The organism is Streptococcus mitis (assembly GCF_047464945.1).
Lineage (GTDB): Bacteria > Bacillota > Bacilli > Lactobacillales > Streptococcaceae > Streptococcus > Streptococcus mitis_EA.
This window is the reverse complement of the sequence record NZ_JASHAX010000003.1, coordinates 31274-57877: the sequence shown is the minus strand read 5'-3', so window position 1 is coordinate 57877 and position 26604 is coordinate 31274. Positions and strand designations below refer to the sequence as shown.

The 26604-nt window shown below is 39.9% G+C and carries 40 protein-coding genes; 1 reads left to right on the top strand and 39 read right to left on the bottom strand.

What is annotated here, in order from left to right; genetic code table 11:
* Window positions 1–232 precede the first annotated feature (232 nt).
* Complete coding sequence (locus tag QM424_RS04695; RefSeq protein WP_000970294.1) at window positions 233–325, top strand: type I toxin-antitoxin system Fst family toxin; 93 nt, start codon at window positions 233–235, stop codon at window positions 323–325.
* An 827-nt stretch (window positions 326–1152) separates the two neighbouring features.
* Here QM424_RS04695 and QM424_RS04690 read toward each other — a convergent pair.
* The 39 genes from QM424_RS04690 to rplD all read right to left on the bottom strand — a co-directional run bounded on the left by QM424_RS04690 (window position 1153) and on the right by rplD (window position 26601).
* Window positions 1153–1569: a GNAT family N-acetyltransferase gene (locus QM424_RS04690; RefSeq protein ID WP_414393276.1), complete on the bottom strand. Its 417-nt coding sequence runs from the start codon at window positions 1567–1569 to the stop codon at window positions 1153–1155.
* Between the two features lie 11 nt (window positions 1570–1580).
* Window positions 1581–2276 carry a GNAT family N-acetyltransferase gene (locus QM424_RS04685; RefSeq protein WP_414393274.1) on the bottom strand — a complete coding sequence of 232 codons (696 nt, stop codon included), beginning with the start codon at window positions 2274–2276 and terminating at the stop codon, window positions 1581–1583.
* A gap of 94 nt (window positions 2277–2370) precedes the next feature.
* The gene (locus tag QM424_RS04680) at window positions 2371–2790 is read right to left on the bottom strand and encodes a DUF3021 domain-containing protein (protein WP_000825504.1); all 420 of its coding nucleotides are present in this window, start codon (window positions 2788–2790) and stop codon (window positions 2371–2373) included.
* A 9-nt stretch (window positions 2791–2799) separates the two neighbouring features.
* Window positions 2800–3255 (bottom strand): LytTR family DNA-binding domain-containing protein, encoded by a 456-nt coding sequence (locus QM424_RS04675; RefSeq protein ID WP_000701943.1) that lies wholly within the window; start codon window positions 3253–3255, stop codon window positions 2800–2802.
* 18 nt (window positions 3256–3273) lie between these two features.
* Window positions 3274–4116: an ABC transporter permease gene (locus QM424_RS04670; protein WP_414393271.1), complete on the bottom strand. Its 843-nt coding sequence runs from the start codon at window positions 4114–4116 to the stop codon at window positions 3274–3276.
* Complete coding sequence (locus QM424_RS04665) at window positions 4116–4982, bottom strand: ABC transporter ATP-binding protein (RefSeq protein ID WP_414393269.1); 867 nt, start codon at window positions 4980–4982, stop codon at window positions 4116–4118. The genes QM424_RS04670 and QM424_RS04665 overlap by 1 nt, the downstream gene beginning before the upstream one ends.
* Before the next feature lie 670 nt (window positions 4983–5652).
* Window positions 5653–6885 (bottom strand): acyl-CoA thioesterase/BAAT N-terminal domain-containing protein, encoded by a 1233-nt coding sequence (locus QM424_RS04660; protein ID WP_414393267.1) that lies wholly within the window; start codon window positions 6883–6885, stop codon window positions 5653–5655.
* Window positions 6886–6941: 56 nt separating this feature from the next.
* Window positions 6942–7397 carry a MarR family winged helix-turn-helix transcriptional regulator gene (locus QM424_RS04655; RefSeq protein ID WP_414393265.1) on the bottom strand — a complete coding sequence of 152 codons (456 nt, stop codon included), beginning with the start codon at window positions 7395–7397 and terminating at the stop codon, window positions 6942–6944.
* Window positions 7398–7489: 92 nt separating this feature from the next.
* The gene (leuS, locus tag QM424_RS04650; protein WP_414393263.1) at window positions 7490–9991 is read right to left on the bottom strand and encodes a leucine--tRNA ligase; all 2502 of its coding nucleotides are present in this window, start codon (window positions 9989–9991) and stop codon (window positions 7490–7492) included.
* Window positions 9992–10148: 157 nt separating this feature from the next.
* Entirely contained in the window at window positions 10149–10844 is a 696-nt protein-coding gene (locus QM424_RS04645) for a histidine phosphatase family protein (protein WP_101785523.1), read from the bottom strand.
* Window positions 10845–11088: 244 nt separating this feature from the next.
* Window positions 11089–12426 (bottom strand): PFL family protein, encoded by a 1338-nt coding sequence (locus QM424_RS04640; RefSeq protein ID WP_050203665.1) that lies wholly within the window; start codon window positions 12424–12426, stop codon window positions 11089–11091.
* A 9-nt stretch (window positions 12427–12435) separates the two neighbouring features.
* Window positions 12436–12702, bottom strand: a complete 267-nt coding sequence (locus tag QM424_RS04635) for an ACT domain-containing protein (RefSeq protein WP_261062913.1) — start codon at window positions 12700–12702, stop codon at window positions 12436–12438.
* 264 nt (window positions 12703–12966) lie between these two features.
* Window positions 12967–13353, bottom strand: coding sequence for a 50S ribosomal protein L17 (gene rplQ / locus QM424_RS04630; protein WP_000331493.1), 387 nt, complete (start codon window positions 13351–13353; stop codon window positions 12967–12969).
* 11 nt (window positions 13354–13364) lie between these two features.
* The gene (locus QM424_RS04625; protein WP_000568988.1) at window positions 13365–14300 is read right to left on the bottom strand and encodes a DNA-directed RNA polymerase subunit alpha; all 936 of its coding nucleotides are present in this window, start codon (window positions 14298–14300) and stop codon (window positions 13365–13367) included.
* Between the two features lie 42 nt (window positions 14301–14342).
* Window positions 14343–14726, bottom strand: a complete 384-nt coding sequence (gene rpsK, locus QM424_RS04620) for a 30S ribosomal protein S11 (protein ID WP_001118385.1) — start codon at window positions 14724–14726, stop codon at window positions 14343–14345.
* 17 nt (window positions 14727–14743) lie between these two features.
* Entirely contained in the window at window positions 14744–15109 is a 366-nt protein-coding gene (gene rpsM, locus QM424_RS04615) for a 30S ribosomal protein S13 (protein WP_000090781.1), read from the bottom strand.
* 17 nt (window positions 15110–15126) lie between these two features.
* Window positions 15127–15243: a 50S ribosomal protein L36 gene (rpmJ, locus tag QM424_RS04610; protein WP_001808836.1), complete on the bottom strand. Its 117-nt coding sequence runs from the start codon at window positions 15241–15243 to the stop codon at window positions 15127–15129.
* A gap of 24 nt (window positions 15244–15267) precedes the next feature.
* Complete coding sequence (infA, locus tag QM424_RS04605; protein WP_001029883.1) at window positions 15268–15486, bottom strand: translation initiation factor IF-1; 219 nt, start codon at window positions 15484–15486, stop codon at window positions 15268–15270.
* Window positions 15487–15602: 116 nt separating this feature from the next.
* A complete protein-coding gene (locus tag QM424_RS04600) occupies window positions 15603–16241 on the bottom strand; it encodes an adenylate kinase (RefSeq protein WP_001050436.1) in 639 nt (212 codons plus the stop codon).
* A gap of 255 nt (window positions 16242–16496) precedes the next feature.
* Complete coding sequence (gene secY, locus QM424_RS04595) at window positions 16497–17807, bottom strand: preprotein translocase subunit SecY (protein WP_000465403.1); 1311 nt, start codon at window positions 17805–17807, stop codon at window positions 16497–16499.
* 12 nt (window positions 17808–17819) lie between these two features.
* Window positions 17820–18260 carry a 50S ribosomal protein L15 gene (rplO, locus tag QM424_RS04590; RefSeq protein ID WP_000766088.1) on the bottom strand — a complete coding sequence of 147 codons (441 nt, stop codon included), beginning with the start codon at window positions 18258–18260 and terminating at the stop codon, window positions 17820–17822.
* A gap of 143 nt (window positions 18261–18403) precedes the next feature.
* The gene (gene rpmD, locus QM424_RS04585) at window positions 18404–18586 is read right to left on the bottom strand and encodes a 50S ribosomal protein L30 (RefSeq protein WP_000057241.1); all 183 of its coding nucleotides are present in this window, start codon (window positions 18584–18586) and stop codon (window positions 18404–18406) included.
* A gap of 13 nt (window positions 18587–18599) precedes the next feature.
* Window positions 18600–19094 carry a 30S ribosomal protein S5 gene (gene rpsE, locus QM424_RS04580; RefSeq protein ID WP_000874202.1) on the bottom strand — a complete coding sequence of 165 codons (495 nt, stop codon included), beginning with the start codon at window positions 19092–19094 and terminating at the stop codon, window positions 18600–18602.
* 17 nt (window positions 19095–19111) lie between these two features.
* On the bottom strand, window positions 19112–19468 hold the full coding sequence (rplR, locus tag QM424_RS04575) for a 50S ribosomal protein L18 (RefSeq protein ID WP_000624044.1): 357 nt from the start codon (window positions 19466–19468) through the stop codon (window positions 19112–19114).
* Window positions 19469–19551: 83 nt separating this feature from the next.
* Window positions 19552–20088: a 50S ribosomal protein L6 gene (gene rplF, locus QM424_RS04570; protein WP_000086640.1), complete on the bottom strand. Its 537-nt coding sequence runs from the start codon at window positions 20086–20088 to the stop codon at window positions 19552–19554.
* A gap of 187 nt (window positions 20089–20275) precedes the next feature.
* Window positions 20276–20674 carry a 30S ribosomal protein S8 gene (gene rpsH / locus QM424_RS04565; protein WP_000245504.1) on the bottom strand — a complete coding sequence of 133 codons (399 nt, stop codon included), beginning with the start codon at window positions 20672–20674 and terminating at the stop codon, window positions 20276–20278.
* 284 nt (window positions 20675–20958) lie between these two features.
* Window positions 20959–21144: a type Z 30S ribosomal protein S14 gene (locus QM424_RS04560; protein ID WP_001085697.1), complete on the bottom strand. Its 186-nt coding sequence runs from the start codon at window positions 21142–21144 to the stop codon at window positions 20959–20961.
* Between the two features lie 17 nt (window positions 21145–21161).
* The gene (gene rplE, locus QM424_RS04555; protein ID WP_000013542.1) at window positions 21162–21704 is read right to left on the bottom strand and encodes a 50S ribosomal protein L5; all 543 of its coding nucleotides are present in this window, start codon (window positions 21702–21704) and stop codon (window positions 21162–21164) included.
* Window positions 21705–21727: 23 nt separating this feature from the next.
* Window positions 21728–22033: a 50S ribosomal protein L24 gene (rplX, locus tag QM424_RS04550; RefSeq protein ID WP_000497691.1), complete on the bottom strand. Its 306-nt coding sequence runs from the start codon at window positions 22031–22033 to the stop codon at window positions 21728–21730.
* 78 nt (window positions 22034–22111) lie between these two features.
* Window positions 22112–22480, bottom strand: a complete 369-nt coding sequence (gene rplN / locus QM424_RS04545) for a 50S ribosomal protein L14 (RefSeq protein ID WP_000616545.1) — start codon at window positions 22478–22480, stop codon at window positions 22112–22114.
* Between the two features lie 25 nt (window positions 22481–22505).
* Complete coding sequence (gene rpsQ / locus QM424_RS04540) at window positions 22506–22766, bottom strand: 30S ribosomal protein S17 (RefSeq protein WP_000440801.1); 261 nt, start codon at window positions 22764–22766, stop codon at window positions 22506–22508.
* A gap of 24 nt (window positions 22767–22790) precedes the next feature.
* The gene (gene rpmC, locus QM424_RS04535; RefSeq protein ID WP_000772918.1) at window positions 22791–22997 is read right to left on the bottom strand and encodes a 50S ribosomal protein L29; all 207 of its coding nucleotides are present in this window, start codon (window positions 22995–22997) and stop codon (window positions 22791–22793) included.
* Between the two features lie 9 nt (window positions 22998–23006).
* On the bottom strand, window positions 23007–23420 hold the full coding sequence (gene rplP / locus QM424_RS04530) for a 50S ribosomal protein L16 (protein ID WP_000960946.1): 414 nt from the start codon (window positions 23418–23420) through the stop codon (window positions 23007–23009).
* Window positions 23421–23423: 3 nt separating this feature from the next.
* A complete protein-coding gene (gene rpsC / locus QM424_RS04525; protein ID WP_000529936.1) occupies window positions 23424–24077 on the bottom strand; it encodes a 30S ribosomal protein S3 in 654 nt (217 codons plus the stop codon).
* A gap of 12 nt (window positions 24078–24089) precedes the next feature.
* Window positions 24090–24434 carry a 50S ribosomal protein L22 gene (gene rplV, locus QM424_RS04520; protein WP_000818137.1) on the bottom strand — a complete coding sequence of 115 codons (345 nt, stop codon included), beginning with the start codon at window positions 24432–24434 and terminating at the stop codon, window positions 24090–24092.
* A gap of 11 nt (window positions 24435–24445) precedes the next feature.
* On the bottom strand, window positions 24446–24727 hold the full coding sequence (rpsS, locus tag QM424_RS04515; protein ID WP_000533766.1) for a 30S ribosomal protein S19: 282 nt from the start codon (window positions 24725–24727) through the stop codon (window positions 24446–24448).
* Window positions 24728–24830: 103 nt separating this feature from the next.
* A complete protein-coding gene (gene rplB, locus QM424_RS04510; RefSeq protein WP_000512911.1) occupies window positions 24831–25664 on the bottom strand; it encodes a 50S ribosomal protein L2 in 834 nt (277 codons plus the stop codon).
* Between the two features lie 17 nt (window positions 25665–25681).
* On the bottom strand, window positions 25682–25978 hold the full coding sequence (locus QM424_RS04505; RefSeq protein ID WP_001055347.1) for a 50S ribosomal protein L23: 297 nt from the start codon (window positions 25976–25978) through the stop codon (window positions 25682–25684).
* Entirely contained in the window at window positions 25978–26601 is a 624-nt protein-coding gene (gene rplD / locus QM424_RS04500; protein WP_000024549.1) for a 50S ribosomal protein L4, read from the bottom strand. The genes QM424_RS04505 and rplD overlap by 1 nt, the downstream gene beginning before the upstream one ends.
* Window positions 26602–26604: the final 3 nt, after the last annotated feature.

Genomic DNA, 26604 nt, shown 5'->3' with positions numbered 1-26604 from the left:
ATCCCATAGTTCACAAAATTTGTCAAAACTTTACATCCCCTTTAACCGCTGTACGACAAGACGTTCAAGATTAAGCGAAAGTTATCGGAAAATGATGTTTAGAAAACTCCCGAAAAGCCTGAAATAGAGCCAAAAAACTCCACCTGATTGGGTGCCTCCCGAGTTTAACATTTATGTGGTATAATATTCTACGGCACTGCTACACCGCCTACGAAAGGAGGTGAGATAGCCCATGATGGAACTAATCCTTAAAACTATCATCGGACCGATTGTGGTCGGTGTCATCCTTCGCTTAGTCGATAAATGGCTAAACAAAGATAGATAGTGTCAAAAAAGACCCCAAGCTTATTTGGTCGTGAGCTTGGGGTCTTTTCTAGTCCATGATATAGAACTAATCCTTAATTCCTCTCCATTATCCCACAGTTCACAAAATTTGTCAAAACTTTACATCCCCAGCTTCTCAAGCTTTAACCGCTTTACAACAAGACTTTCAAGTTTAAGAGAAAGTTAGGGATTCTATCAATTTCATAGAAATTTTGATTTAGTAAACGAATAGACAACCTTACATGTCACTCCTCATTTAATACGCCACTACTGGACAAGTAAAATCATTATTACAGCAGTTTCAGTCCTTCAATTAACAGTCACTTACAATCAAATTGAGTTTGAAGTAGCTGAAGTAACAACAAACCTATTTCTTAGTCATATTTTCTAAAAAAGTCCCCGTCAATTCCCCGACCAAAATCAGAAAAATACCTAAAAATATCGAAAAATTATTTTTAGAATAGTCCCAAAAAGTCTGAAATAGAGCCAAAAAACTCCACCTGATTGGGTGGAGTTAAGGGAGATTATTATGAAAAAGAAAAGTTTAGGATTTTATTAAATAAAGTTAGGAGGTCTTTATTTAATAACTATATGATACAAGACGAAGCTTAAAACTAGCTTAACTTTTTCTCAGATTCTACCATTTTGCAGAAAATCACTATCACCATCACCTACCCACGAAAAAAGCCACCTGATTGCGTGGCTTCATTAGGAGATTATGATGAAAAAAGTTTTAGGATTTCATTAAATAAAGTTAGGAGGTCTTTATTTAATGACTATATGATACTAGACCATCCTTAAACTTTGCTTAAGAAAAAACAAGTTTTATTATTTTTCTCGATTCATCCAAGTCATCCCTATACAATTATAGGTGGATAAGATTTCAAAGCCCATAGAACGATAGAATCTCAAGGTTCTTTCTGTCTGTTCTGTTACCAGCTGGACTTGATAGGTATCTTTGTAATCCTCTAAAGCCTCTTTCATTAGGGCACTACCAATTCCTTGGCGCTGATAGCTAGGTAAAACGATTAAATCCTGAACCAATACTGATGAGAATCCATCTCCAACCAAACGAATCAAGCCCACCACAGCATCGCCATCAAGCGCCAGATAAATTACTAATGAATGAGACAAGGCCTGCTCCAGCATCTGAGATTGATTTGTATAATTTGTCCAACCGGCAGCCTGATAGAGATGCAAAACGTCCTCTAGTTTGACAATTTCTTGCTTTTTAATAGTAATCATCTCAACACCTCTTAAAGCTCTCTCAAGCTCTTGTACTGCTGTCCATTTTTATCAAAATTTTCAGGATCCAACCATGTTTCCAAACGAGCTTTGACTTTTGGCCAGTCCTTATCAATCATAGACAACCAATCCGTATCCCTCGTACGCCCCTTATAAACCACTGCCTGACGGAAGGTTCCTTCGTAGACAAATCCCAAACGCTCCGCAGCTCGTCTTGATGGCATGTTAAGAGCATCGCATTTCCACTCATAGCGACGATAGTTAAGCTCCTCAAAGACATAGCAAGCCAAGAGATACTGGGCTTCTGTCCCTATCCGTGTCCCCCTGAGTTTTGGAGAAAAAGTGACAGCTCCCACTTCTATTACTCGGTTATTCTGGTCAATACGCATGAGGGAAAAAGTTCCCAAAGCCTTACCAGTTGCCTTGTCTATGATTGCATAGTAAAAACGGTCCTTACGAGCCAACATCTGATTTAAAAGAGTAACCAGTTCCTCTCTGTCTTCCACTGGTTCCTGAAAGAGGTAGGTCCACATCTCCCGAGGCGTATCAGAGCCATAAACAGCTAATAAATCCTCCGCATGCTTTTCCACTGAAAGAGCCTCTATCCTAGCATAACGCCCTTCTAAGAAATCAATAGAAGGCAGTGCACCGGGTGTATAACCTTCCATTGACTCACCAATCATCTGACCATATTCGTTTACTGGCATTTTTCTTCTCCTTGTTTTACGCTGAAAATACTATATCACAAATTGTTCTCTTTGGAAACTGGCACTGTCTTCAAACTTCATCCTCAACACTATATTAGTGACCCGTTTTCTGTCTTTTATCCTCTAAGGCTTGATTAATTCGTTGGGTGAGTTTGTGAGTTTGCCAGATTTGATACAACCATATCAATCCATAAATTAACAAGAAAAAGAACCAAAGCAAGGGACTCCACAAGGCTGAACCCCAACCAAAAAATAGAGAGGTCAATACTAAAATAGTAGCTGTCACTAATAAATGAACTCCTACACGTATACTAAAAGCAAGAAACTCTAGCTTTTCAAGTATTAAAGTCAATACCCCCATAATTCCACCCATTAAAAACAGAGCTAGAATATTTTTTATCATTGGTTCAGGATAGGTAATACCTGGATAAAACTGAGTCAACACCATCATACTCAAATAAAAGAAGGAAGCCGTACGCATTCCCGATACAAAATAATCAATTAATCGTTTCATGATTTTCTCCTATAAACCTAGATAATTCATTAAGGACTTAACGTATTTCCGACTCACACTAGATTTGATGCCCCGAGTCATTTTAGCCATCATGTTCCCTGAAAAGCTATCCGATAATGACTCTAAATGGTCAATGTTTATAATTGAATGGCGTGATATCTGTATAAAGTTACGCCGATTAATCCGATTCTGAAAGTTTATCAATGTTTCCTTAGTTTTATAAATCCCATCTACCGTATAAATGGTTAACAAGTTCTTATCGATATCTGCTAGAATAAGATCCTCAATCTTCACCATGACCAGATGATCATCCGTTCGAATAGGAATGACCACCTGATTGGTCGTTGAAAATTGTTCTAAATACTCCATGACTTCCCTTGCTTGGTCGGTTAACTGAGCTGCCTGAATTACAATATGTGGGTCCTTTTCTGAAAACTCTGTCTTCATTTCAAAACGAATCTTCATTTTCTCTCCAATATACTTTTATTTTCTCTTGCTAAATACTTTAACAAATAAAAGCCAAAGAAGAATAGCGACGAGACTGATAATAACCACTATAAAGTATGTCTCTTCCTTTGTCAATAGTTCTTGCCAGTTGATTTGGATTCCCATTTTTTCTTGAAATTCCTGTAACAATCTGCTATTTCCTGTAAATGCGGTCTCTAATGGTTCTTTCATTAAAATTTGTCGATAAAGAGAAGCAATATAAGTTGCAGGGGTACACTTCATGATAATCTGTGCAAAATCAGGTAAAACTCCAATAGGGACATAAGTTCCTACTAAAAATCCAGAAGCAGTTCCCACTATAGTTGCCAGTTTGCCAAGACTATCTACAGATTGAAAACGATAAATCAAGAGAATATTTATCAAACTTGAAAGCAGACTACTTAACAACATAATCAAAGCAATTTCCGGTAAATGACTGATAACTGGACTCTCTTTAAAATAAAGCCCCATAACAGCAAACATAAACACCTGCATGACAAAAGAAATGGCAATACTACTGATTAGATAGGACACCTGTAAACCCCAGATACCTAAATCTGTCAAGAAGAGATCTTGATCCACTTGATTTTCACGATCCTGTACCATTTGTGTAAGAGCCGTAAAACTGGTTGTAATCCCAGTCACAGCCAAGGTCCCACCCATCAACCAGTTATTTAAAAGGTTCGTATTATCAGGGAGTTGGGACCAAGCATCCGTCAAGTTCTTCTGCAAAAAAATGATATAAAGGAGGAAGGAAATCAATGCCCCCAATAATGAGAAAAATACTCCTGAACGATTACGAAAATATAAGATAAAATTCCGTTTCAATAAAGCTAACATTAGCGAACCTCTCTTCCTGTAAGTGCAATAAAGGCATCATCCATGGTACCTGGACGAAATTCAAAAGAATCAATTTCTTCTCGAACTTTTGCCAAATATTCAATAGCTTCCAGTGATGTCCTTGGATAAAAAAGATATTCCAACTCATTTTCTTTCTTTACTGTCATTCCAGTCTGTAGCAACTTTTCTAAATCCTTCACTTCTTTAAAACGAATTTTTAGAATATTAGATGCATACTGACTTTTAATAGCCGTCGCAGAACCTTGCGCAATCACTTTCCCATGATCAACGATATAAATCTGATCCGCTTCATCCGCTTCATCCAGATAATGAGTCGTTAAGATAATAGTCAGCCCTTCATCCTTTTGTAGTCGAGACAGTAAATCCCAAATAACTTTGCGAGTCTGAATATCTAGACCTGTCGTTGGTTCATCTAAGAAAAGAATATCTGGCTGTGAAAGAAGAGCACGCGCAATATCAACCCTACGTTTTTGCCCACCTGACAAAGTCCCATATAGTTGCTTCTGGAAAGCAGTTAAACCCAGTTGATGGATCAAATCATCCACACGACTTGCTGCAATCTCCTTATACTGTTGAGCACGAATCGTAAGATTTTCTCTAACTGTCAACATCTCATCCAGTACACTAGCTTGAAAAACAACTCCGATTTTCGTATTTGGTGCATATCGAATCTGACCTTGTGTCGGCTTTTTCAAACCGATTAACATGGAAATAGTGGTTGATTTCCCTGCACCATTGGGACCCAAAATAGCATTAAAACTCCCTTTTTCAAACTCTAACTGAATATCGTCAACAGCCATATAATCGCCGTACCGTTTAGTCAAATGTTTAGCTTGTAAAATCATATTTAGTTCCTCCTCTTTACCCCACCAGTTTAACAAAAATAATGAAAGAAAAATCGACTATTAAGATAAGTGGTTAAAATGAGATGTTAAGTGGTGAGATGATTAGGGTTAAGTTAAAGTAGAGAAGGCTACAGCCATTTTTCTCCTACCTAATTGCTAAATGAAGCTTAAAAACACCTACAACAAAATGTTATATTTTGAAATATGCGCTATAAAAGAGATGTTTTACCGCATCTGGCCGCAAAATTCAAGAATCGGTAGTATTATTCTCGCCAAATCAAACAATAAAAAATTAACTAGAAATCATGACACACAATTCCTTCTATCAAAATGAAATTGCTGAATATGATATGATTGAATTTGAAGCAAGTAAGTATTGTCCTGAATTTGAAACTTCCATTAGCCAAATTTTTGACGACAAGTAAATCCATTAGGAAATAATATATGAAAAAAATTTTCAATACAAGCAAAAAACAGCTCTTTTTATCCGAGAAGAGCTGTTCTATTTTATGAAAGAGAAAGTCACTAGTAACTCTTGTACTTCTCTCTACGTTTTTACTGTTTGAGTTCAAATTTCTCTTGTTTGAACAATTGCTTTTGTAGACTGGACTACCAACCAGAACTGTGTTTTTATCTTAGTTGGGACTATTATAGTACGGTTCAGCACTATCTACAAATTTTTCAGATGTGTATCAAAAAAATTTATCGTAGCAAACCAAGAGTCTACACTTTCTTTCATTAATAAGCGCCAATCTTTTCGATAACGATGATTCGGTTGATAAGCAACCGTCAACATATGCCCTGTTTCATGGTATTTTTTAAACAAAATGGATTCCCCTTTATAATGTGAAATGATATCATCTATCGCGGATGATGCATTCCATATTTCATCAACATCGCTTCCTAGTAATAATAAAGGAGAGGAAATTTTACTCACATCAATCTGAGCCCTACTATCTTCAGGAATATGTTTTCCAAAAAACTTGTTTAACAAATAATCTCCTAACTGAAATTTTTGATACGGAAGTTCTTTTTGCAAATATGTCCAAGAAGATGAATGAGAGTTGAATTTTCCCTTTATTCCCTCAAATATTACATTTGAGGGGGAATTGAGTACCAAACATTGCACATCTTCCAAAATACTTTGTCCAGCCAGAACAAGCTCTGCTCCTTTAGAGCGACCATATATTCCTATTTTTGTATTATCAACTTGAGGATGATGATATAGAAAATCTTTCGCCTCCTCCAGACATTCTATTGGAATTCGTTCTAAATCTTGGGGTAATCCCTCTAAACCAAAATAAGCTATCGCAAGACAAATATAGCCTCTTGAAGATAAAAATTGGGCAATATTCTGAGCTTTTTCAATTCTTCCCTCACTACCGCTAACAATAATCACGGCTGGCGCCCTTCTTAACTTTTCATCATAAAATAATCGACCTTGAAAATGCTTATCATAGATATCTTGATATCTTACTCCCAGATTCATATAACGCCTTACGAAACTTTGCTCCGCGATCACATCTTTCCCCATCTTGATTTTAATTTCAACACCAAAACAATCTCGCAATGGAATTCTATCAAGAGAACTAGGTAATCTCCTTTTCCTATTCTTTAACGGCTTCGCATTAAAGAATAAGCCCATTTCTGAAACGCCTTTATAAGATCCTGAAATAGATGCTGTCTGAGAGGTATCAATCATACCGTCCTGATCAGATAAAAAAATGGCAGTTGATTTCCACATAACATCATGATCTAAAAGTAAGGGAGCATTTATACAGTAATAATCAGACAGGTGCATTTCTACACAATACCTTGTCCTTGGTTCTAAACCATTGATAGTAATATAAAAAGATTCATCTGCTAAGTCAGTTTGTGAAATCAGTTCAATGTTTACAGTCATACCTTCTCCTTTTTGTTAATACACTTAACAACTAAATTTAAAATTTACCGCGACTTTTACCACGGTAATTCTCCCCACACCTTTTCAATATCATCCATCAATTTCACAACTGTTTGAAGTTCCATCTCGCTATAGTTGTTTAAAACTGAAAAGACCGATTTTTCAATATGTGCTTGTTGCTCCTTATGGATTTTTAAAATTTCGATGCCTTTTTCAGATAATCTCAAATATTTATTTTTCCCATTATTCGGATCAAAATCAAAAACAACTAAATTTTTTTGAATCAATCTTCTAACACTTTGAGTTATTGCACTTCTCGAAACTTCTAATAATTCAGATAATTTTACTAGATTTAAGGGCTGATTTTTCCCAATCACAACAATCAAATGTACCTCATTCAAAGTAATGGATTTGTCAACACCACTTTTATGTTGATTTTTTTTTAACTGGTCAAACGCTAAAATAAATCTATTGAAACGATTATTAAATGCAATAAATTCTTTTTTATCCATAATCTCTCTTTCCTTTGTTAATCATGTTAACAAAACAGAAACTTCCTGTCAAATAAAAAATCCTCCAGATTCTACTCTGAAGGATTCCTATCTTATTTCACAACGATATTAACCAATTTATTCGGTACTGCAATCACTTTCACGATGTCCTTACCATCAATTTCTGCTTTGACTTTTTCATCCGCTAAAGCGATTTCTTGTAATTCTTCGCGTGATAAGTCTTTGGCTACCATGAGTTTGGCACGGACTTTTCCCTTGATTTGGACAACGATTTCGATTTCGTCTTCAACCAATTTACTTTCGTCCCAAGTAGGCCAAGCTACATAAGAGATAGACTCACCTGTTGCTGCAACTGTTTGCCAGAGTTCTTCTGCCAAGTGAGGTGCAAAAGGCGCAATCAACTGAACGAAGCCTTTGGCGTAGTCCACATAGAGTTCGTCTTCCTTGTTAGCCGCATTGACAAAGACCATGAGTTGGGCAATGGCTGTGTTGAATTTCAATGATTCAATTTGCTCAGTGACAGCTTTGACTGTTTCATTGTAGACCTTGTCAAGAGCACCATTGTTTCCCGCAACAATTTCCTTACTTGTAATCAAACGGTAAACACGGTCAAGGAATTTACGGCTTCCTTCCAGACCTTCTTCTGACCAAGCGATTGAAGCATCAAGTGGCCCCATGAACATTTCATAGACACGAAGGGTATCAGCACCGTATTGTTCCACCACGTCGTCTGGGTTGACAACGTTCTTGAGCGATTTAGACATCTTGGCTGGCGCTTGCTCCAACTCTTCCCCTGTTTCTACATGGAAGAAAGAACCGTCACGTTTTTCAACCTTATCAGTTGCCACAAGAGCCCCGCGATGGTCACGGTAGCTTGTTCCCAAAATCATTCCTTGGTTAAAGAGTTTTTGGAATGGTTCCTTAGTCGGAACAACACCGAGGTCATAGAGGAATTTGTGCCAGAAACGAGCATAAAGCAAGTGAAGAACGGCATGCTCTGCTCCACCAACGTAGATATCGACTGGCAACCATTGTTTAAGAAGATCCTCATCGGCCAATTTCTCAGTGTTGTGTGGGTCAATATAGCGGAGGTAGTACCAGCTTGAACCTGCCCATTGTGGCATGGTGTTGGTTTCACGACGACCTTTGACACCATCTTCACGAGTCACTTCAAGCCAATCTGTCAAGTTAGCTAGTGGACTTTCACCAGTACCTGAAGGACGGATATCCTTGGTTACAGGCAAGACAAGTGGCAATTCACTTTCAGGGACAGCTGTTGAAGTTCCGTCTTCCCAATGAATGATAGGAATTGGTTCACCCCAGTAACGTTGACGGCTAAAGAGCCAGTCGCGGAGACGGTAGGTAACCTTCTCTTGTCCACAGCCTTTTTCTTCCAACCAAGCCACGATCTTAGCAATAGCGTCTTCTTTGTTGAGTCCATCTAGGAAGTCTGAATTAACGTGAAGGCCATCTTCTGTGTAGGCAGCTTCTTCAACGTTTCCACCTTCAAGTACTTCGACGATTGGAAGGTCAAATTGTTTGGCAAATTCCCAGTCACGTTGATCGTGGGCAGGCACAGCCATGACAGCACCTGTTCCATAGCTAGATAATACGTAGTCGGCAATCCAGATTGGGATTTCTTTACCGTTAACAGGGTTTACAGCATAAGCACCTGTCCAAACACCAGTTTTTTCTTTAGCAAGATCGGTACGAGCCAAGTCAGACTTGAGACTAGCTTGGTGTTTGTAGTCTGCTACAGCCTCTGCTTGCTCTGGACTTGTGATAGCGTCAACCAATTCATGCTCAGGAGCCAAAACAGTGAAAGTCGCACCGAAAAGAGTATCAGGACGAGTAGTAAAGACAGTGAATTCCTTATCAGTTCCCTTAACCTTGAAGGTTACATTGGCACCAGTTGATTTTCCAATCCAGTTGCGCTGCATATCCTTGATAGACTCTGGCCAATCTAGTTCATCTAAGTCATTGAGCAAACGCTCCGCATAGGCCGTGATTTTGAGCATCCATTGGCGCATTGGTTTGCGAACAACTGGATAGCCTCCACGCTCAGAAGTTCCATCAGGAAGAACCTCTTCATTAGCAATAGCTGTTCCCAATTCCTCAACCCAGTTTACTGGTACTTCCGCTTCATAGGCCAAACCTTTTTCGTAAAGCTTAGTGAAAATCCATTGCGTCCACTTGTAGTAGTTTGGATCTGTTGTATTGACTTCACGATCCCAGTCATAAGAAAATCCAAGCGCATTGATTTGGCGTTTGAAGTTAGCAATGTTTTCAGCTGTAAATTCTGCTGGGTCATTACCAGTATCCATAGCATATTGCTCTGCAGGCAAACCAAAAGCATCCCAACCCATTGGGTGAAGGACATTGTAGCCTTGCGCACGTTTGTAACGGCTGAGGATATCTGTCGCTGTATAGCCTTCTGGGTGTCCTACGTGCAGACCCGCTCCAGATGGATAAGGGAACATATCAAGAGCATAAAACTTCGGTTTTGATGCATCTGTTCCTGTCTTAAATGTATGATGTTCTGCCCAGTAACCCTGCCACTTAGGCTCAATTTCTTTATGATTATAAAAACTCATGGTCTCTCTCCAATTTTGTGATGTTACTATTATACCATTTTTGAGGGAATTTGAAAGATGAGAAATGTTCTTTTAGACTTGGATGGTAAGAAAGACTGAATCGCAAATCCAGCTTATTTAGCAGTATAAAAAATTAGCTCACACTTGGAGCTAACTTCTATAGATTGTTTGTCTCCTCCATCTTCTCACGTCCTAGTTCTCGGTAACTACGGTCGCCGACAACCTCAACGCTAAACTGACCGTCCTCATATTCAAGGATCGTCACGCTACCATTATCGAGACCATGCGGATGCATGCCATTAATCAGATAAACAATGGTTCCAATGGTCATTCCATGGCTGACAACGAGAGCGTTGCCCCCACCTTGTTCTTCCATTTCTTTGGCAATCGCTTCAAAACCTTCCTTGATTCGGCCACTGAGTTTTTCCCAGCCTTCAGCCCAACCAGCTGTATCAACCTCTACCAAGCCCTCAGCCAGTTCAGCATAAGACAATTGGTGAACGTGGTCCACATTAAAGATACGAGGAATAATGCCCATGAAAAGATCGCCATCGTAGGCCCCGTCAAAGCTACCAAAACACCATTCTCTGATACGCTTGTCCATGCAATAAGGGATTTTCCCCTGCAAACCAAGTTCTTCAAGGATAATTCCCATTGTCTGAATGGTGCGGCCAGAATCACTGGAATAAGCGCGCTCAAACTGCAGACCAGATTCTCGCAAACCGATTCCTAATTCTTGAATCCCTCGTTCACCTTCAGCAGTTAAGGGAGTATCGCTCCAACCTTGCGCGCGACCAATCGTGTTAAACATAGTCTTGCCATGACGTACCAAATACAATCGTACTTTTACCATTTTCCGTCCTCCATTTGCTTCTATTATATCATGGATGATAAAACAAAAGCCACCCAGACAGGTGACTTTTGCAGGAGATTATTATGAAAAAGTTTAGGAGTTCTATTAAATAAAGATATTAGATGAAAATCAAATTCAAACTAAATCAGTGTTATCTGTTTCAAATAATATTAGGAGGTCTTTATTTAATGATTATAGTATACACATCCAACCTTAAATAGAACTTAAAATTTCTCCTATTTTCTTAATTTTTAAAACTATGAATTGGTGCTGGGATTTGTCCACCACGAGAGATGAAATCGACAGACGAAGCTCCATTGACCTTCATAACAGGTGCAGTTCCTAATAGGCCACCAAACTCAATCATATCGCCTTCTTTTCCTTTGGGAATGATACGAACAGCTGTTGTCTTCATGTTAATGACACCAATTGCAGCTTCATCTGCAATCATGGCGGCAATGGTTTCAGCAGGTGTATCTTCTGGGATGGCAATCATATCCAAACCAACAGAACAGATAGCCGTCATTGCTTCTAGTTTTTCCAAATTAAGAGAACCATTTTGCACTGCAGCAATCATCCCCTCATCCTCTGAAACAGGGATAAAGGCACCAGACAAACCACCGACTTGGTTGCAGGCCATAACTCCGCCCTTCTTAACTTGGTCATTCAAGAGAGCCAAGGCAGCCGTCGTCCCGTGTGTTCCAACTGTCTCTAGGCCCATTTCTTCAAGGACACGTGCAACAGAATCTCCAACTGCAGGAGTTGGCGCCAAACTCAAGTCCACAATACCAAACTCCACACCCAGTCTCTCACTAGCCATTTGACCAACCAATTGACCGATACGAGTGATTTTGAAGGCAGTCTTCTTGACTGTTTCTGCTACTACATCAAAGCTCTGTCCACGAACTTTTTCCAAGGCACGTTTCACCACACCAGGACCAGAAACCCCGACGTTGATGATAACATCAGCTTCCCCAACACCATGGAAGGCACCTGCCATAAACGGATTGTCCTCAACAGCATTAGCGAATACAACCAACTTAGCTGCCCCCATATCAGATAGAGTTGCCGTTTCCTTGATAACTCGTCCCATATCTGCGACAGCCGTCATATTGATACCAGACTTGGTTGAGCCGATATTGACTGACGAGCAGACCTTGTCCGTTTCAGCCAAAGCACGAGGAATAGAATTGATGAGAATCTCATCTCCCTTTTGATAACCTTTTTGTACCAAGGCTGAGAAACCACCAATAAAATCCACACCGATTTCTTTCGCAGCCTTATCAAGCGCTTTTGCCAGAACCACGTAGTCCGTCGCATCTGTCGCTGCTCCAATCAGAGAAATAGGTGTCACCGATACACGCTTATTAACGATTGGAATTCCCAACTCAGCTGCAATTTCGTCACCAACAGCCACTAAATTAGCTGCCTTGGTCGTAATCTTTTGATAAATTTTCTCCGCAGCACGATTGATATCTGGATCGATACAGTCCAAAAGGGAAATCCCCATGGTAATAGTTCTGATATCGAAGTTTTGCTCCTCAATCATGGCGATGGTTTCAGTAACTTGTCTAATATCCATGATAACCTCCTAGATATTATACATAGCTTCGAAAATCGCTGCACTCTGAATATTGATTTTCACATTCAAAGTTTGTCCAAAAGCTTTAAATTCATTACGAAGATAAGTGAAATCTTGTTTTTCATCACTAGAGACGACAGCCATCATCGTGAAATATTCATCCAAAACAGTTTGAGAGATATCATCAATATTCAAACCCAATTCTGCAATTTTACCAGAAACACCTGCAACAATTCCAGATTTATCTTTACCAACAACAGTTATAATCGCTTTCATAAGCAAACTCCAATTCTTCTTTTAATAGGAAACCTGAACATTAAACAGGATTCTTTTCAAATAGTATAGCATAATTCCAACTAAAATACTCAAAAACGCCTGCTTACGAAGTTGTTCTTAAGAAAAAAACAATTTCGTAAACAAGCGTCTACTATCCCAACTTATGATGAGTGTTCCCGCTAGGACCGAAATCCTAGCGGTAGACCAGAGCTAGACTAAGAGCACAAGACTCCATCATCATAACACTCAACAAAATTGATGATTTTATACTAATTCGATGATCGCCATTGGCGCTGCATCACCACGACGTGGTTCAGTTTTAAGGATACGAGTGTATCCACCGTTACGTTCAGCATAACGAGGTGCGATTTCTGAGAACAATTTTTGAAGTGCTGTAGTAGAAGTGTACTTATCAGTTGCTTCATCATAGTTTTCAGATGCGATTTCATTACGAACGAAAGCAGCTGCTTGACGACGTGCATGCAAATCACCACGTTTACCTAGAGTAATCATTTTTTCAACAGTTTTACGGATTTCTTTAGCACGAGCTTCAGTTGTCACGATTGATTCGTTGATCAAAAGGTCAGTTGTCAAATCGCGAAGCATTGCTTTACGTTGTGAGCTAGTGCGTCCTAGTTTACGGTAAGCCATTTATTCCTCCTTTATTTATCTTTTAATCCAAGACCCAAATCAATGAGTTTGAGTTTCACTTCTTCCAAACTCTTGCGTCCAAGATTTCGTACTTTCATCATCTCTGCTTCAGATTTTTCTGTCAAATCATGCACAGTATTGATACCGGCACGTTTCAAACAGTTGTATGAACGCACAGACAAGTCCAGTTCCTCAATCGTACGATCCAAAATACGGTCGTCAGATTCAGTATCAGCTTCTTTCATCACTTCAGTTGACTTAGCAATCTCAGTAAGATTTGTAAACAAATCAAGATGTTCTGTCAAAATACGTGCTGAAAGCCCTAAAGCATCTTCTGGAATAATTGTTCCATTTGTCAAGATTTCAAGGGTTAATTTGTCAAATCCATCATTGCTACCTACACGAGCAGGTTCCACTTGATAGTTGACTTTTGTAACTGGTGTATAAATAGAATCTACAGCAAGTGTTCCAACTGGTGCATTATCCTTTTTATTTTCATCAGCAGGTACATATCCACGACCACTGTTAACAGTCATAGTCGCTTTTAGAGAAGAACCTTCACCGATTGTAAAGAGATAATGATCTGGATTTACAATTTCAATATCGCTATCTGTCAAAATGTCACCAGCTGTTACTTCAGCAGGACCTTCAACATCCAGTTCGATGATTTTTTCGTCTTCAACGTACGATTTCACTGCAATTCCTTTAATGTTCAGAATGATTTGCATCACGTCTTCACGAACACCTGGAACTGTGTCAAACTCATGTAACACACCATCAATGTTGATAGATGTCACAGCTGCTCCTGGTAGAGAAGCTAGAAGTACACGACGAAGAGAGTTACCAAGAGTTGTACCGTAGCCACGTTCAAGTGGTTCGATTACAAACTTGCCATAATCTTTATTTTCATCAATTTTTGTTATATTTGGTTTTTCAAACTCGATCATTTAGTTACTCCCTCTTAAACGAAAAGCAGTGTAATGCGATGATTATACACGGCGACGTTTTGGAGGACGAGCACCATTGTGTGGCACTGGAGTCACATCACGAATTGCTGTTACTTCAAGACCAGCGGCAGCAAGCGCACGAATGGCTGACTCACGACCAGAACCTGGACCTTTTACAGTAACTTCAACTGATTTAAGACCGTGTTCTTGTGCAGATTTAGCAGCAGCTTCAGAAGCCATTTGAGCAGCGAATGGTGTAGATTTACGAGAACCTTTGAAACCAAGAGCACCAGCTGATGACCAAGCAATTGCATTACCATGCACATCAGTAATCATAACAATAGTGTTATTAAATGTAGCGTGAATATGAGCAATACCAGATTCGATATTCTTTTTCACACGACGTTTACGTGTTGGTTTAGCCAAGACTTTTACCTCCTATATTATTTTTTCTTACCAGCGATCGCAACAGCTTTACCTTTACGAGTGCGAGCGTTGTTTTTAGTGTTTTGTCCACGGACAGGAAGTCCACGACGGTGACGGATACCACGGTATGAACCGATTTCCATCAAACGTTTGATATTCAAGTTTACTTCACGACGAAGGTCACCTTCAACTTTGATTGCATCCACTTCACGACGGATAGCATCTTCTTGATCTGATGTAAGATCACGTACACGAACATCTTCTGAGATTCCAGCAGCAGCCAAAATTTTCTTAGATGTTGCAAGTCCGATACCATAAACATAAGTCAATGAGATTACTACGCGTTTGTCATTTGGAATGTCAACTCCAGCAATACGAGCCATGTTTTCTCCTTTCTATCTTATCCTTGACGTTGTTTGTGTTTTGGATTTGCTGGGCAAATTACCATAACACGACCATTACGACGAATAACTTTACAGTATTCGCAAATTGGTTTGACCGATGGTCTTACTTTCATTTCTTATCCCTCCAAGTTTTTCGATTATTTAAAGCGGTAAGTGATACGCCCACGTGTCAAGTCATATGGACTCATTTCGACAGTAACACGATCTCCCGCTAAAATACGAATATAGTTTTTACGAATTTTACCAGAAACTGTTGCTAAAATCTGATGTCCATTTTCAAGTTCAACCGTAAACATTGCATTCGGCATTGTATCAACTACTTTGCCTTCAACTTCAATCACATCGTCTTTTGCCACGCAAAAGCACCTCCATAAATTTCGATTCGATGCCTCTAGACACAGAGACAACAATTATAAGTCAGACTATCTTAGTATAACATTTGTAGCGGATTTTTGCAAGTGTGAAAAACGCTTTATTTCAAATTTGTCAATACTTTTTCGATATCTGAGAAGACATCATTGATATCTTGATTACCTTCGATGTCATGAACCAAACCTTTGGCACGGTAGTGAGCAATGATTGGTTCTCCTTGAGCAATATTCACATCCAAACGACGTTTGACTGTCTCAGGCTTATCATCTTCACGTTGGTAGTAATCTTCTTCTTTATAGTCAACTGGTGGGTTAAAGACCTTGTGGAAAGTTTCTCCAGTTACGCGGTGGATAATACGACCACTCAAACGTTCCAAGAGGCTATCTGGATTCACTTCAATGTTGATGACCCCTTCTAGTTCAATGCCAAGTTCAGCTAATGTTTTGTCCAAAGCATGAGCTTGTTCAATTGTACGTGGGTAACCATCCAACAAGAATCCTGTTTCTTTAATATCATCTTGTGAAAGACGTTCTTTTACGATTCCATTTGTAACTTCGTCAGGAACCAATTCACCCTTGTCAATGTATGACTTAGCAAGAACACCCATTTCAGTTTGATTTGCCATTGCAGCGCGGAACATATCACCAGTTGAGATATGTGCAACATGGAATTGTTCTACGATTTTTGCTGCTTGAGTTCCCTTACCTGCACCAGGTAAGCCCATAATCAAAAGATTCATGATTTGATCTCCTTATTTTATTTTTAAATAGAAGCAAAAAGTCTTTTCACCCCTATTTAAAAACAAAATAGAAGAGGGGAGACCAAACTCTCACTAATGTTAGAGTTAAACCTCCACTCCCTCAGCATTTACTGATTCATACTCAATGAAAATCAAAGAGCAAACTAGGAAGCTAGCCGCAGGCTGTACTTGAGTACGGCAAGGTGAAGCTGACGTGGTTTGAATTTGATTTTCGAAGAGTATCAGTAAATACTTTTATTCTGTTCTATCCATGAAACCAACATACTTACGTTTCAATAGGTAACCTTCCAATTGTTTGATTCCTTCAATACCTGTAGAGATAATGATCAAAAGACTGGTTCCTCCAAAAGCAACTGCTTCTGAAAGTCCGAAAACATCTTTTGCTACGATCGGTAAAATAGAAATCACACCAAGGAAGAGAGAACCAACAGTTGCAAGACGACGAAGAAGTTTAGACATATATTCCTCTGTACCTTTACCAGGACGAACTCCATGGATATAGGCACCGCTCTTTTGTAGGTTTTCTGCCGCTTTTTCAGGATTAATCTGTACAAACGTATAGAAGAATGTAAAGAGAATAATCAATAAAGCATACATGGCAATACCAGTTGGTGAAGTTGTTGCCAGCATTTCTTGTGCTGTTCTTACCCAAGCCCAATCATGACCTGTAGCGCTCAAAAACTGAAGAATAGCCGCAGGCGCTGCAGTAATCGAACTTGCAAAAATAACAGGAATAACTCCAGCAGGGTTTACCTTCAAAGGAAGGTAAGAGCTAGATGGAGCACCTTGTGCAACCTTAGTATATTGGATTGGAATTTTGTATTCTGCTTGTTGAACATAGGTTGTAAAATAAATGATCAACAATACAGTAATAATCAAAATGATTACGAAAATGATAGATGAGTTGATACGGCTACTTGGGACGTTCACAAAGTAGTCCACATAGATGCCCTGAATCATCTCTGGAATTGAGGCAACAATCCCGGCAAAGATAATCATAGAAACACCATTTCCGTATCCCTTATCTGTAATTTGCTCTCCCAACCAAGTCACAATCATGCTACCAGCTGTTAAGATGATACCAATCATGATAAAGACTTGTGGTGTAAGAGCTGTTTTCAACAATTGAGCTCCAGCCAAAGTATTAAAACCAGCTGTAATCCCGATAGATTGCACAAAGGCTAGAACAAGAGCAATATAACGAGTAGCTTGATTTAATTTTCTTCGACCTACTTCCCCTTGTTTACCCCACTCTACAAATTTGGGTAAAATATCCATTTGCAAGAGTTGGACAACGATAGAGGCCGTAATGTAGGGACTAACACCAAGAGCAAAAACTGAGAAGTTTTTCATGGCATTCCCTGAGACCAAGCTCAACATGTTTAAGAAGGATAATCCACTTAAAGCATTCAAGCTATTGGCATTCACACCAGGAACTGTAATGCTAGTTCCGATACGAAAGACCAAAACGATAAAAATTGTAAATAAAATTTTTGATCGAACCTGCTTGACTTTAAGAGCTTCTCTTAATAATTTAAAAAACATAGGTCACCTCTCTTAGATGACTTCTACTGAACCACCTTTAGCAGTGATAGCTTCTTCAGCTGATTTAGAGAATTTAGCTGCTTTCACAGTCAATTTCTTAGTCAACTCACCGTTACCAAGAACTTTAATACCTGATTTTTCAGCTTTAACAATTCCTGCTTCGATAAGAACAACTGGAGTAACTTCAGCACCATCTTCAAAGACGTTCAATTGGTCAAGGTTCACAATTGCGTATTCTTTAGCGTTGATGTTAGTGAATCCACGTTTTGGAAGACGACGGAACAATGGAGTTTGTCCACCTTCAAAACCAAGGCGAACTCCGCCACCGCTACGAGCTTTTTGACCTTTTTGACCACGACCAGATGTTTTACCGTTACCTGATGAAGTACCACGACCAACGCGGTTACGTACTTTACGAGAACCTTCTGCAGGTTTCAATTCATGAAGTTTCATTTTATTTTCTCCTCTTTTGTAAAATGCTAGCGCCGATAAGGGAGAAAAGGTTGTCTCCCCCATCAACTCGCCTATACAACATCATCATAGATGACTATATCTAGTTTTAGGGGATGGTATAGTGCACATCCCCTAAAAATTCATTAGTTTACTTCTTCAACTGTTACCAAGTGAGATACTGCTGTGATCATACCACGGATAGCAGCGTTATCTTCTTTAATAACAGAGCTGTTCAATTTGCCAAGTCCAAGTGCTACAACAGTTTTACGTTGTGATGGAATGCGTCCGATTGGAGACTTAGTCAAAGTAATTTTAATTTGAGCCATTTTATCCCCTTTCTTATGCCAAATCAGAAACTGAAATACCACGAAGGGCAGCAACTTCTTCAGCGCGTTTCAATTGTTTCAAACCTTCAACAGTTGCACGAACAATGTTGATTGGAGTGTTAGAACCAAGTGATTTAGATGTAATATCTGCCACACCTGCCAATTCCACAACGGCACGAACTGCACCACCAGCGGCAACTCCAGAACCTTCTACAGCAGGTTTCAACAATACTTTAGCTCCACCGAATTCTGAAAGAACTTCGTGTGGGATTGTTGTTCCAACCATAGGAACTTCGATCAAGTTTTTCTTAGCATCATCTACTGCTTTACGGATTGCTTCTGGAACTTCTTGAGCTTTACCAGTACCAAATCCTACGCGACCGTTGTGGTCACCAACAACAACAAGAGCTGCGAAACGAAGACGACGTCCACCTTTAACAACTTTTGTAACACGGTTGACAGCAACTACGCGTTCTTCTAATTCAACTGCATTGTCTTTAAATGCCATTTTCTAGTGTCCTCCTATTAGAATTTCAATCCGTTTTCACGAGCTGCATCAGCCAAAGCTTTCACACGTCCGTGATATAGATATCCACCGCGGTCGAACACCACTTCTGAAATACCTTTAGCGTTTGCACGTTCTGCAACGAGTTTACCGACAGCAACGGCTTGTTCAGTTTTAGTTCCTTTTGAAACTTCTTTGTCAAGAGTTGAAGCACTTGCGAGCGTTACACCCGCTACGTCATCAATCACTTGAGCGTAGATGCCTGTATTAGAACGGAATACGTTCAAACGTGGGCGATCAGCAGTTCCAGAGAGTTTTCCGCGAACGCGACGGTGGCGTTTTTGGCGGAGTTTGTTTTTATCTGGTTTTGAAATCACAGTTTTCACCTCTTTAGTTTTAAATCGTGTGCTATGCACAAAGTTGGAAAATAGGTTGGTGGTTGAGAATCAACCACTCAACATTATTTACCTGTTTTACCTTCTTTACGGCGAACGAATTCACCAACGTAACGGATACCTTTACCTTTATATGGTTCTGGTGAACGAAGGCTACGTACGTAAGCAGCTGTTTGACCAACTACTTCTTTTGAAATTCCGCTAACAACGATTGTTGTTGGGTTTGGAAGTTCAAAAGTAATTCCTTCTGGAGCTTCAACTTCGTCTGGATGAGATTTACCAACAGCCAAAACAAGTTTAGATCCTTGAAGTTGTGCACGGTAACCAACCCCGCGCATTTCAAGTTCTTTCTTGAATCCTTCTGATACACCAACAACCATGTTGTTCAAAAGGGCACGAGTAGTTCCGTGGATAGTTTTCATTTCTTTTGAATCGTTTGGACGGTGAAGAGTTACTTCAGTACCTTCCACACGGATTTCAATATCTTTTGAGAACTCACGAGTAAGTTCTCCTTTAGGTCCTTTTACAGTTACAACGTTGTCATTGTTAGTGAGTTCAACACCGGCAGGCAACACGATAACTTTATTACCAATACGTGACATGTTTATTTTCTCCTGTTAAATTGTCAGGCCAGAACGGCCAGTTTTCACGGGGTTAAATCGATTCCTCGATTTAAAGGAACATTTAGGTTTCAATTTCAAAGTGAATCTAAGCAGCGTCTCGCAGGCATAACTTTAGGTTAGGCAAGAGACGATAACGAAGAGTCACAAAGAAATTGGGAGCTAAATATTACCAAACGTAAGCGATAACTTCCCCACCAACATTCTTTTGGCGTGCTTCTTTATCAGTAAGCAAACCTTCAGAAGTTGAAAGGATAGCAATTCCAAGTCCGTTAAGAACTTTTGGAAGGTCTTCACGTTTTTTGTAGACACGAAGTCCTGGTTTAGAAACACGTTTCAAGTTAGTGATAACTTTTTCACCGTTTGGTCCGTATTTAAGGAATACACGGATGATGCCTTGTTTGTCATCTTCGATGATTTCAACGTTTTTTACAAAACCTTCGCGTTTAAGGATTTCAGCAATCCCTTTTTTGATGTTTGATGCAGGTACTTCAAGTACTTCGTGTTTAGCTTGGTTAGCGTTACGAATACGAGTTAGGAAGTCTGCGATTGGGTCAGTCATAACCATTTTGTTTTTCTCCTCTTACTAGTAGTTTGCAAGTTGCACTTGCTAGTTAATACATGATACAAAGAGCGTAACAGCAAGAGCGAAAATAGGCAATTTGATGCAGGAGCGATGCTCCAAAGCAAATTGGTCTTTTTTGCCAAAGCTGTAGCTCGTGTTCAAATTGGCAAGCCCAACTGAACCCGGGCTAAACTCTGTGTGAAAAAGATAAACTTTCCTAGAAACTTCAGTTTCTTCGTCAAGTTTCCTATTTTCACTTAAAGTTTTGACGCCCTTGATATCTTAAATTACCAAGATGCTTTTGTTACACCAGGAATTTGTCCTTTGTAAGCTAATTCACGGAAGCAAACACGGCAAAGTTTAAATTTGCGGTAAACTGAATGTGGACGACCACATTTTTCACAACGAGTATAAGCTTGAGTAGAGAACTTCGCTGGACGTTTGTTCTTAGCAATCATTGATTTTTTAGCCATTAGATTTACCTCCTATATTATTTTGCAAAAGGCATTCCAAGGCCTGTAAGCAATGCACGTGACTCTTCGTCAGTGTTAGCAGTTGTTACGATAACGATGTCAAGACCACGAGTTTTGTCAACGTCATCGAAGTTGATTTCTGGGAAGATCAATTGTTCTTTCACACCAAGTGTGTAGTTTCCGCGTCCGTCAAATGATTTTGTTGGAACACCGTGGAAGTCACGTACACGTGGAAGTGAAACTGAAACCAATTTATCCAAGAATTCGTACATACGTTCACCACGAAGGGTAACTTTTGCACCGATCGCAACACCTTCACGAAGACGGAAGCCGGCGATTGATTTTTTAGCTTTAGTGATAAGTGGTTTTTGACCTGAGATAAGTGCCAATTCTTCAGCAGCTTTTTCAAGGCTTTTAGCGTTTGATACAGCTTCACCAACACCCATGTTCAAAACGATCTTATCTACTTTAGGCACAGCCATCACTGATGAGTAGTTGAATTGTTCTGTCAAAGCAGGAACTACTTCATTAAGATATTTTTCTTTTAAACGATTTGCCATTATACTTCTCCTTTCCTTCGTGATTAATCAAGCACTTCGCCTGATTTTTTGTTGTAGCGAACTTTTTTACCGTCTACAAATTTGTAACCAACACGACCAGCTACACCATTTTTGTCCAAAACTTGAACGTTTGATACGTGGATAGCTGCTTCTTTCTCGATGATCCCACCTTGAGGAAGTTCGTTAGTTGGACGTTGGTGTTTCTTAACGATGTTAACACCTTCAACGATAACTTTGTTTACTTTTGGAAGGGCAGTAAGGACAACAGCTTCTGTTCCCTTATCTTTACCAGCGATTACGCGAACTTTGTCGCCTTTTTTTACAAACATTAGGTTTCTCCTTGATTTTTCTTACGCCCATAAGGGCACCCTGGAGGTAAATCCAGGGGACTAGTTTGTTTTTAAAAATTAAAGTACTTCTGGAGCAAGTGACACGATCTTCATGAAGCCACCTTCACGCAATTCACGTGCAACTGGGCCAAAGATACGTGTTCCGCGAGGAGTCTTGTCTTCACGGATGATAACTGCTGCGTTTTCGTCAAATTTGATGTATGAACCATCAGCACGACGAGCACCTGATTTAGTACGAACGATAACTGCTTTAACAACGTCACCTTTTTTAACCGCACCACCAGGAGTAGCTTGTTTTACAGATGCCACGATAACATCACCGATGTTTGCAAATTTACGTCCTGAACCACCAAGAACTTTGATAGTCAAGATTTCGCGAGCACCGCTGTTGTCTGCGACTTTCAAACGAGTTTCTGTTTGAATCATTTCAGTTTTCTCCTTTCAGGTTTGATTAGATGATGACCGCTTCTTCAACAACTTCTACAAGACGGAAACGTTTTGTAGCTGAAAGCGGGCGAGTTTCCATGATACGTACGATATCACCTTCTTTGGCAACATTGTTTTCATCATGAGCTTTGTATTTTTTAGAGTAGTTAATACGTTTACCATAGACTGGGTGGTTACGTTTTGTTTCAACTACAACTGTGATTGTCTTGTCCATTTTGTCAGATACAACACGTCCAACAAGAACTTTACGATTATTGCGTTCCATTGAAATTTCTCCTTCCCTAGTCTATTATTTCGCTTCAGATTGAACTGTTTTGATACGAGCGATTTGTTTTTTAACTTCTTTCAAGCGAGCTGTTTGTTCCAATTGACCAGTAGCAGCTTGGAAACGAAGTTCAAACAATTCTTTTTTCAATTCGTTTTCGCGCTTCGCGAGTTCTTCTTGAGAAAGACCACGAAGTTCTTTAACAAATTCTTTTACTTCATTAAGTTTCATGCCTTCTCCTTATTCTGCTTCACGTTTTACGAATTTACATTTAACTGGTAATTTGTGGCTAGCAAGACGAAGCGCTTCGCGTGCAATCTCTTCAGATACACCAGCGATTTCGAACATCACTTTACCACGTTTAACTGGTGCTACCCAACCTTCAGGTGCCCCTTTACCAGATCCCATACGCACACCGATAGCTTTAGCAGTGTATGATTTGTGTGGGAAGATTTTAATCCAAACTTTACCACCACGTTTCATGTAACGAGTCATGGCGATACGAGCAGCTTCGATTTGGCGGTTAGTGATCCAGTGGCTAGTTGTAGCTTGAAGACCGTATTCACCGAATGCTACTTCTTTTCCACCTTTTGCTTCACCGCGCATTTTTCCACGGAATTCACGACGGTGTTTAACACGTTTAGGTACTAACATTGGTTATTTACCTCCTTTAGTGTTTTTGCGAGCTGGAAGAACTTCACCACGATAGATCCATACTTTAACACCAAGTTTACCGTATGTAGTATCTGCTTCTTCCCAAGCATAATCGATATCTGCACGAAGTGTGTGAAGTGGAACAGTTCCTTCAGAGTATCCTTCAGCACGGGCGATATCTGCACCGTTCAAACGACCTGATACTTGAGTTTTGATTCCTTTAGCTCCAGCACGCATTGCACGTTGGATTGCTTGTTTTTGTGCACGACGGAAAGCAACACGTTGCTCTAATTGACGAGCAATTCCTTCACCTACAAGGTGAGCATCCAAATCAGGTTGTTTGATTTCGATGATGTTGATGTGTACTTGTTTTCCAGTCAATTTGTTAAGTTTTGCACGGAGTGCATCAACGTTAGCACCACCTTTACCGATAACCATACCTGGTTTAGCAGTGTGAAGTGAAACGTTAACTTTGTTTACTGCGCGTTCGATTTCGATAGTTGAAACTGCTGCGTCAGCAAGTTCTTTTTGAACGAATTTACGGATTGCAAGATCTTCATGAAGGTAATCCGCGTATTCTTTTTCAGCATACCATTTGGCATCCCAATCACGGATGATGCCGACACGCATACCAATTGGATGTACTTTTTGACCCACGATTTTACCTCCTTATTTTTCTGCAACAGCTACAGTGATGTGAGCTGTACGTTTGTTGATTGGTGAAGCTGAACCTTTCGCACGTGGACGGAAACGTTTCATAGTTGGTCCTTCATTTGCGAATGCTTCAGATACTACCAAGTTAGCTTTATCCAAACCAAAGTTGTTTTCAGCGTTAGCTACAGCTGAGTTCAAAACTTTTAAGATGATTTCAGCAGCTTTGTTTGGAGTGAATGTCAAGATTGCGATTGCATCGGCTACGCTTTTACCACGGATGTTATCAAGAACAAGACGTGATTTACGAGGTGAAACACGTACTGTACGAGCCATTGCTTTAGCTGAAGTAATTTCTGCCATTTATGTTCTCCTTATTTTCTACGTGTTTTCTTGTCGTCTGCAGCGTGACCTTTGTAAGTACGAGTTGGTGCAAATTCACCAAGTTTGTGACCTACCATGTCTTCTTGGATGTAAACAGGTACGTGTTTACGTCCGTCATAAACTGCAATAGTGTAACCAATGAAACTTGGGAAGATCGTTGAACGACGTGACCAAGTTTTAATAACTTTTTTCTTTTCGTCGTTAGCTTGAGCTTCAACTTTTTTCATCAAATGCTCATCGACGAAAGGTCCTTTTTTAAGACTGCGTCCCATTTTTATATTTTCTCCTTTAAATGTTGTACCACAGCGGCTTGCGCTCCTATGGAGCGCTACCGAGCTGGCGGATTTACTAATTGCTTAAGCGACTAGTTTAATATTATTTCTCGTTGCGACGACGAACGATAAGTTTGTCAGATTTCGCTTTCTTGTTACGAGTTTTAAGACCAAGAGCAGGTTTGCCCCATGGAGTAGATGGTGCTTTACGACCAACTGGTGCTTTACCTTCACCACCACCGTGTGGGTGATCGTTAGGGTTCATTACAGAACCACGAACTGTTGGGCGGATACCTTTCCAACGGCTACGTCCTGCTTTACCAAGGTTTACAAGTCCGTGTTGTTCGTTTCCGACAACACCAACTGTAGCACGACAAGTTCCAAGAATCATACGAACTTCACCTGATTGAAGACGAACAAGAACGTATTTACCTTCAGAACCCAATACTTGAGCAGATGCTCCAGCAGCACGTACCAATTCACCACCACGACCTGGTTTCAACTCGATGTTGTGGATCAAAGTACCAACTGGGATGTTAGCAAGTGGAAGAGCGTTTCCGACTTTGATATCTGCTTCTGGACCTGAAACGATACGTTGACCAACTTCAAGACCTTTTGGAGCGATGATGTACGCTTTCACACCGTCAGTGTAGTGTACAAGAGCGATGTTTGCAGAACGGTTTGGATCGTACTCGATAGTTTTAACAACTGCTTCAACGTTGTCTTTGTTACGTTTGAAGTCAACCAAACGGTAGAAACGTTTGTGTCCACCACCTTGGTGACGAACTGTGATACGACCGTTGTTGTTACGACCAGCCTTGCTCTTCAATGCAACAAGCAATGATTTTTCAGGAGTGCTTGTTGTGATTTCAGCGAAATCCAAAGAAGTCATATTACGGCGACCGTTTGTTGTTGGTTTATAAACACGAATTCCCACGATATTTCCTCCTTAGATTATTCAGCTTCAGCAGCAAACAACTCGATTGCTTTAGAATCAGCTGTAAGTGTGATGATAGCTTTTTTAGTTTTGTTAGTAAAACCAGTGTAACGTCCAACACGTTTAGCTTTTGGTTTTACGTTGATTGTGTTAACATTAGCAACTTTAACACCTTCGAAAGCAGCTTCAACAGCTTGCTTGATCAAAAGTTTGTGTGCACGAGTGTCAACTTCAAATACATATTTTCCTGCTTCAAGTTGAGCCATTGAGCTTTCAGTGATGACAGGTTTTTTGATAACATCATACAAATTCATTATGCAAGAACCTCCTCGATTTTAGAGATAGCTGCTTGAGTAACAAGAAGTTTGTCACTATTTGCGATGTCAAGAACACTTGCAGTTGTAGCAGTCGCAACTTTCACGTTTGGAAGGTTACGAGCTGAGAGAGCTGCGAATTCGTTGCCTTCTTCAAGAATAACAAGGACTTTAGAATCGATGCTCAAAGCTGCAAGAACTTTTGCAAATTCAGCAGTTTTTGGAGCTGTAAATTCAAGAGAATCAACGGCTACAAATTTATTTTCAGCAACTTTTTCTGAGTAAACAGATTTAAGCGCAAGGCGACGAACTTTTTGAGGAAGTTTGTACGCATAGCTACGTGGAGTTGGTCCGAAGACGATTCCACCACCACGCCATTGTGGAGAGCGGATAGAACCTTGACGAGCACGTCCAGTTCCTTTTTGACGCCATGGTTTGCGTCCGCCACCTGAAACAGCTGAGCGGTTTTTAACTGCGTGAGTTCCTTGACGAAGGCTAGCACGTTGGCTGATGATCACATCAAACACAACAGATTGGTTTGGTTCGATACCAAAGATTGCATCGTTAAGAACAACTTCGCCAGCTTGTTTACCAGTTTGGTCGAATAATGTTACATTTGCCATTTT